General features: G+C 63.6%; 3 protein-coding genes and 4 pseudogenes. 6 read left to right on the forward strand and 1 reads right to left on the reverse strand.

The genetic code is table 11. From position 1 onward, the window contains the following. Together C7G61_RS41690 and C7G61_RS41695 are read left to right on the forward strand one after the other, a co-directional pair. Positions 1-231: pseudogene (locus C7G61_RS41690) on the forward strand (IS481 family transposase); the annotation flags it as partial. Positions 232-290: 59 nt separating this feature from the next. After that, the gene (locus tag C7G61_RS41695; protein WP_244608754.1) at positions 291-764 is read left to right on the forward strand and encodes a recombinase; all 474 of its coding nucleotides are present in this window, start codon (positions 291-293) and stop codon (positions 762-764) included. Between the two features lie 491 nt (positions 765-1,255). Here C7G61_RS41695 and C7G61_RS41700 read toward each other — a convergent pair. Further along, positions 1,256-2,475 (reverse strand): annotated as a pseudogene (locus tag C7G61_RS41700) (IS30 family transposase); the annotation flags it as partial. Between the two features lie 14 nt (positions 2,476-2,489). Between C7G61_RS41700 and C7G61_RS41705 the strand changes: the two are divergent. The 4 genes and pseudogenes from C7G61_RS41705 to C7G61_RS41720 form a co-directional block, all read left to right on the forward strand. Next, a pseudogene (locus C7G61_RS41705) lies at positions 2,490-4,001 on the forward strand (Eco57I restriction-modification methylase domain-containing protein); the annotation flags it as partial. Positions 4,002-4,383: 382 nt separating this feature from the next. Continuing rightward, positions 4,384-4,971, forward strand: coding sequence for a hypothetical protein (locus tag C7G61_RS41710; protein WP_108523309.1), 588 nt, complete (start codon positions 4,384-4,386; stop codon positions 4,969-4,971). Between the two features lie 291 nt (positions 4,972-5,262). Continuing rightward, positions 5,263-6,189 (forward strand): ArdC family protein, encoded by a 927-nt coding sequence (locus C7G61_RS41715; protein WP_108523310.1) that lies wholly within the window; start codon positions 5,263-5,265, stop codon positions 6,187-6,189. Between the two features lie 168 nt (positions 6,190-6,357). After that, positions 6,358-6,606 (forward strand): annotated as a pseudogene (locus C7G61_RS41720) (IS5/IS1182 family transposase); the annotation flags it as partial. Between the last annotated feature and the right edge of the window lie 439 nt (positions 6,607-7,045).

Consider the following 7,045-nt stretch of genomic DNA (forward strand, 5'->3'; position numbering starts at 1 on the left):
CAACGGAATCTGCGAGCGCTTCCATCGAACCGCGCTCGATGAGTTCTATCGTGTGGCGTTCCGCAAGAAGATCTATCGAACCATCGACGAGCTGCAGAATGATCTCGATGTTTGGGTGACGGCAACGAAACGCGCCCGCATCAGGGACGATGGTGCTATGGAAAAACACCGATGCAAACCTTCCTTGACGCGCTGCCCATTGCGAAGGAGAAATTGCTGCCGGCCGCGTAGCGCCGGACACAAATCTTCGTCGGACACCCACCACGACGAAGAGCCAGTGGTCAGGTCAAGTGCATACTTTTACATTTGATGCGGCGACGCCCGCACCTATTGCTGATCCAGCTTCGCTCGGCGTACTGGCCTCGAACCTCAAAACGGTCTGGGATGCGCCGACGACGGATGCTCGCCTCAAGAAGCGCATTGTACGCACCCTCGTCCATGAGGTCGTGGCCGATATAGACGACGCCGCGTCCGAGATCGTTCTCATCGTCCATTGGGTGGGTGGCGCTCACAGCGAGTTGCGCTTGCCCAAGCGCCGGCGCGGACAGCGCAACAGCACTTCCGCCGATATTATCCAAGCCGTGCGTCAACTGGTGCTGATCGCCAGCGACGATCTGATTGCCGGCCTCCTCAACCGAAACGGCCTCAAGACGGGCAACGGCAATCGCTGGACCCGCGAGCGCGTCACATCAATGCGCTCGAGCTACCACCTCCCGGTGTTCAAGCCCGCCGATGACGGGATCGAACCCTTGGCTCAACCTTAGCAACGCCGCAAAGCTCCTGAAGATCGCGCCCAAGACGCTCCGGCTGGCCGCTGAAGCCGGCGAAATCGAAGCCTTCCATCCGCTATCGGACGGCCCGTGGATCTTCGCCCGCGCCTCGCTGATAACAACTGCCGCTCAATCTATCGCCGAACGAGCGCGACAGAACCCAAGATACCCCACGGGATCACATCCCAATCAGCAAAGTCTCTTCTCTTCAACAACATAGACAGATGGGTGTTCTGATGCGCGGTTGTAGAAGTCCTCGATGACGGCGAAGATATCGCGCTGGGCCTCGCGCGGGTGCTGTAGTCGCGATGATGGACGAGCTCAGTCTTCAAGGTATGGAAGAAGCTTTCCATCGGGCGTTGTCGTAGCAATCGGCCCTGCGACTCATGGATGCGGTGATGTTGGCGCCGGTAAGAGCATCGCGATAGGCGCGTAAGGCATACTGGGCGATTCAAACGGTCGTCGCAACACTCAGTTGTTTTCACTCATGACAGCAATTCGTCAAGCGCCTCCGTCGGCGTTTTCCACTAGTGTCTTTCTCGGTCGAGCATTGAGGGCTGCTGCTACAGCGGATATCTCGTCGGCGCTGTGGATGCTCAGGTCTGTGCCTTTCGGGAAGTACTGCCGCAGCAGCCCGTTGGTGTTCTCGTTGGTGCCGCGCTGCCAAGCGCTTTGCGGGTCGCGGAAGTAGACCTGGATACCCGCATCGATCTTGAGACGATCGTGCTGTGCCATTTCGGCTCCCTGATCCCTGGTCAGCGAGCGACGCAGTTCTTCGGGCAAGGTGATGACGGTGCGCGTGATCGCGTCGCGCACGGCTTCGGCCCGGTGTCCCGCGAGCGCCGGTCCGTTCTTCGCGCGCGGAGCTTCGCCATATCCCGCCAACCGGGGAAGGTGCAATAGCATCGTGAAGCGCGTCGTGCGCTCGACCAGCGTGCCGATTGCCGAGCTGCCAAGACCGAGGATGAGGTCTTCCTCCCAATGTCCCGGCACTGCTCGATCGGTCGCTTCAGCAGGGCGTTCACTGATCATGATCTCCGGCGAGACAAAGCCCTTGCCTCGCCTGCGTACGCGCGCCCTGGGCATCCGTAATACACGCCCTGTTCGCAAGCAGGCCGTCAGCTCGCGGCGCAGCGCCCCACGGCCCTGAACGAAGAGAGCTTGATAGATAGCTTCGTGGCTGATGCGCATCGTCTTGTCGTCCGGGAAGTCGATCGGCAAGCGTCGGGCGATCTGCTCAGGGCTCCAGGCTTTGGCCCATCGCCGATCCTTGCGCGGGCCATGCCGGCGGCCCTTCCACGGAACGGCGGGACCAGGAAGGGAGCGCCGTTCTGGGCTACGACGCCGCCAGCAAGTCTCTCCTCCACATAAGTGCGCAAGGTTGCATTGAGCGCAAGCTTGGTGGGCTTGGGCCGGCGGGCGGATCGTTCCGCATGCCATTGGGCAGTTGTTGCCCGATACTCCAACCCGCCGCCGCGGGTGGCCGCGTTGCGCCGCAGTTCACGGGAGACTGTCGAAGCAGCCCGCCCCAGGCGACGTCCAATCTCTTGCACGGAATGGCCCTGCACCTTGAGAAGTGCGATCTCCTCGCGCTCTACCAATGACAGGTATCGCCCGGAGAGCACCTTTTGCCGAAGATCTGAACATCGCTGGTGGGCATGCCGCCCGCCTTTCGGAATAATCTGCTTCCGACAGGTTGTGACAACAGGAGCTCGCCCCATGGCGCACAAGGACCCGTTCACCCTCGATCTCTTTGGCAACACGTCGCTCTCGTCCGGCCTCGGCCTCGGCGTGGCGGCCTTCCCTCCGGCGATTGAACCCAATGAGCCCAATCAGGCCGGCTCGTTGACGACCCCTTCCCCTGCCCCTCCGCTTTCGGCGGTCGCTTCGAAGTTAGCTCAGTCCATGCCGCAGAATTTTCAGCTCGTCGGGAACCGCGGGCTCGTGAAGGCCTGGCGGGACCGCGCCGGCGACAATCTCGCCGCCATACGGCTGGCAGTCGAGATCGAGGCCCAGCAGCGGCCGGCGACGAGAGAGGAGCAGGCGCAGCTCATCCGCTTCAACGGGTTCGGCGCCTCCGAGCTCGCCAACGGCGCCTTTCGACGTCCGGGCGAAGATGGATTCCGCAAGGGCTGGGAGGAGATCGGCGAAGAACTCGAGGGTCTGGTCGACGCAGGGTCCTACGCCTCGCTCGCCCGCTGCACCCAATACGCCCATTTCACGCCGGAATTCATCGTTCGCGCCGTCTGGGCAGCCGTTCAACGGCTCGGCGTTCGCGGTGGCCGCGTGCTCGAACCCGGTATCGGCAGCGGCCTGTTCCCGGCCTTGATGCCGCCAGTGCTGCACGACGTGTGCCACGTCACCGGCGTCGAGCTCGATCCGGTGACCGCCCGGATCGTGAAGCTTCTGCAGCCACGCGCCACGATCCTCAACGAGGATTTTGCGCGAGCTGAGTTGAAGCCGCATTTCGACCTCGCGATCGGCAACCCGCCCTTCTCCGACCGCACTGTGCGCAGCGACCGTGCCTTCCGCGCGCTCGGCTCGCGCCTGCATGACTACTTCATTGCGAAGGCCATTGATCGCCTCAAGCGCGGCGGATTCGCCGCCTTCGTCACCTCCTCTGGGACGATGGACAAGGCAGATGCAGCCGCATGCGAGCATATCGCCGCGATGGCGGACCTGGTCGGCGCGATCCGGCTTCCCGAAGGGAGCTTTCGGGCCGACGCCGGCACGGACGTGGTCGTGGACATTCTGTTCTTCCGCAAGCGTCGTGACGGCGAATCCATCGGAGATGATGCCTGGCTCGATCTCGCCGAGGTCCGCGGCGCGACCGAAGATGAGGGCGCGATCCGCATCAACCGGTATTTCGCCGAACATCCCGAGATGGTGCTCGGCGAGCATGCGCTGCGCCGCGGCGTCTACGGGCCCGACGAGACCTATACCTGCCTGCCGCGCGCGGGCGCCGATCTGGAGCAGATGCTCGCCGCCGCGGTCCTGCGCCTTCCGGAAGCTATCTATGATGGTGTCCCGGAGGCGGTCGGCCCCGATGACGCCGAGCCGGCACTTCGCGGAGCACAGGGGGAGCGCGATCCCTCGACCCGCGAGGGCAGCCATTTCATCGGGGCGACCCGGATATACGCGCGTGATGCAAGCTTCGGCGATGACCTCGCCCAGGCCTATGGCATCTTCTGGCAGGAGGACCTGTTCGCTCCGGCCGATGAGGACAGCCGCCGCGACGGTCGTGCGAGCAGCAAGCCGGGACTGGCGGCGTTATGCGAGGGAACCCGGCCAGTCATGGTTTAGCTTTTCTCGGTTTCGTGGGCACGGGACTGACCCTCTGCCATCACTCCCTCGGTGTGTGCTGCGGTCTGAATCGGCCGCGGCCCGCTTCAAGGGCGAGTCGCAAGCGATCGGCGACCGCCGTCTCGACATGGGTCGGCCGCGGCCTTCGCAGGCCTGAAGGCCCGCTCGTCCGCACCCTGCCCATGCTCGCCCTTGCAGCCGCCGACCCCTGAAGCGGCCCGCTCGCGCCGGTTCTGGTCGACCGCACCCGAGGGAGCGACGGCCGAGGGCCGCATTGCTCCCGACGGCGAAACCGAGAAAGGATCTCACCATGACCAAGACTGCTCGCTCTCCTCGCGCATCTGCCCGCGTCATCCCACTTCGCCGCGGCACCACGCTCGAAATGGTCCGGCTCGCCTGCCCGGACTCGGCACAGGCACAGCGCATCTCCGAAAGCTTCGGCCTCACGATCCTGGACAGCGACGGCATCCGCGACCTGCATGAGCGTATCGTCGTTGAGACGGCCGACGCGCTGAAGGACGGCCTGAGCGAACGCGCCATGCAGATCCACCTGCAACGGATCGTCGGTGCTTATGTCGGTTCGGCGCACGGCGCCGGTCAGTTCTATAGCCGCGCTGTCACCGAGGCACATGAGGCGACCGCCAAACTCGCCAGCGACAGCCGCGACGAGGACCTCGACGGTCAGGTCGGCTTCGATAGCCAGGCACAGCGCAAGCGTGAATTCGCCGCTGACATGGGCGTGCAGGCTCACGCGCTTCGCATGGCCGCCGAGGGCGCCGTTGCCGCCTACGAAAAGGTCGTCGGCGAGAGCTGGAAGCCTTTCGAGCGTCCCGTCGACAACATAACAGACACAGTCGGCCGGAAGGCAGCCAAGGCGCAGATGTCCGCGTTCGACTAACCGTCGGCGCGGGGCTCCGGCCCCGCGCCTCTTTCACCGCAGCCACTGACGGGCCGGTCCGCGCGACCGGCCCTTTTTCGTGTCGCAGCGGCGACCAAACCAGTCGCCCGAACTGCTCGCCATCGTCTGCCCCTCCCGGTCCGCGGTCCTGCGCCGGACCCGATGCCCGGGCAACGGCTTTGCCGTCCTTCGCGCTGCTTCGGCCCTTCGGGTGCGCGGACTTCGGGTCCGGCGGTGGCGGACCCGTGAGGGGCCGCGATGGGCGCGGCCTGCCGAACGGAGGTCATTATAATGAGTAGGAATGGAGAAAAGTCCCGCACGGACATCTACGCGCGCATCACCGATCGCATCGTCGCCGACCTCGAGCGCGGCGTTCGTCCGTGGACACGGCCCTGGACCGTCGCCAACACCACCGGCCGGATCACACGGCCGTTACGCCACAACTGCCAACCCTATAGCGGCGTGAACGTCGTCCTGTTGTGGTCAGAGGCCGTCGCACGCGGCTTCACTTCGCCGATCTGGATGACCTTCAAACAGGCGATCGAGCTCGGTGGCCACGTTCGCAAGGGCGAAACCGGAAGTGCGGTCATCTACGCCAGCCGGTTCACCAAGACCGAGATGGATGGCAATGGCGATGAGGTCGAGCGCGATATCCCGTTCCTTAAAGCCTATACCGTCTTCTGCGTCGATCAGATCGATGGCCTACCGGAACCCTATTACGCTCGGCCGGCCACCGTCCCAGCGCCGATTGAGCGCAACGCGTATGCCGACGTTTTCTTCGCCAACACCGGTGCCATCGTTCGCCACGGCGGCACAAGCGCGTTCTACGCCCCGTCGTCCGATCATATCCAGATGCCCACCATCGAGAGTTTTCGCGACACCCAATCTTATGTTGCCGTCAGGGCGCACGAGACCGTTCACTGGACCGCACCCGCTCATCGCGTCAATCGCGATCTCAGCCGTTATGGCAAGGATCGAAGCGAACGCGCGCGCGAAGAGCTGATCGCCGAACTCGGAAGCTGCTTCCTTTGCGCGGATCTCGGGATCGTTCCCGAGCTCGAACCTCGGCCGGATCATGCGAGTTACCTCGCATCCTGGCTCGAGGTTCTTTCAAGAGAGAAGCGCTTCATCTTCTCGGCCGCCGCGCATGCGCAGCGTGCCGTCGCTTATCTGCACGGTTTGCAGCCGACGGGCGCTGAGGTCGCTGCCGCAGCATAAAAGTTCGAGCGTCTGTCTCCGCATCTGTGCGTCATCGGGCTCCTCGCCGCCCCGGTGGCGGGACGCTGATCTGGTTTGGCGGGAAGGGCCCGCGCGGCAATCAATCAGGATGAGACCGCTATATCCCTTTGTCGATTCCTCTTGCAACGCGGGCGTGGTCCATAGATCGGCGTCAAGGTCTCGATCGTCACCACCAACGCCCGCGTTCCCGGTGGTCAGTTCGTGCTGCACGCCATGGCGATGCCGGGCAATCCGTATGACGGACATACGCTCGGCAGCATCATCCGTGCGATTGAGCTGCTGACCGGCTGCGCGATCGAGCGTGCCTATGTCGACAAGGGCTATCGCGGCCACAAAACCGAAAGCCCGTGCCGCGTATTCATCTCTGGTCAGAAGCGTGGCGTCTTTGGCGCTATCTCCCCCACGGGAGTCCGGGCCGTCCACGGTATGGCCAACTCCAAATCAATGCGCGCGGCCGTGCAATCAGCTTGTAGTTTGATCGCCTCCGACGCGCTGACCGTACCCCGCCCACCAGCGACCACAAGAACTGGGCATCTCAACTGTCGGACCAATCGCCAGCGACGCGCCGACACTACGTCCTCGTCCACTGCATCTGCAGTCCTCGTCATCCAGCCGACGGACGCCAGAGTCCGAGCCCAATTCCAAAGGCCGCCGTCGCAAACCGCCGCAGCAACGCGGCGATCAGACACAGTGAAATCGGTAGCTATAGCTAGGAGCCTGTCCGAGTAATCGGATTTTTCTCGACGAAGAACAAGCGTCGTGATTCAAACGGTGGATGAGCAAGACATTTCGTCCTTGGGACGTTGATCAGGTTTGGCTGCTGCCGCCATCGATC

It is taken from the genome of Bradyrhizobium algeriense (assembly GCF_003062295.1).
Classification (GTDB): Bacteria; Pseudomonadota; Alphaproteobacteria; order Rhizobiales; family Xanthobacteraceae; genus Bradyrhizobium; species Bradyrhizobium algeriense.

What these genes read in the sequence shown, in the direction of transcription:
- C7G61_RS41710 (WP_108523309.1), top strand. Translation starts at nt 4,384, where the DNA reads ATGACCAAGACTGCTCGCTCTCCTCGCGCATCTGCCCGCGTCATCCCA.
- C7G61_RS41715 (WP_108523310.1), top strand. Translation starts at nt 5,263, where the DNA reads ATGAGTAGGAATGGAGAAAAGTCCCGCACGGACATCTACGCGCGCATC.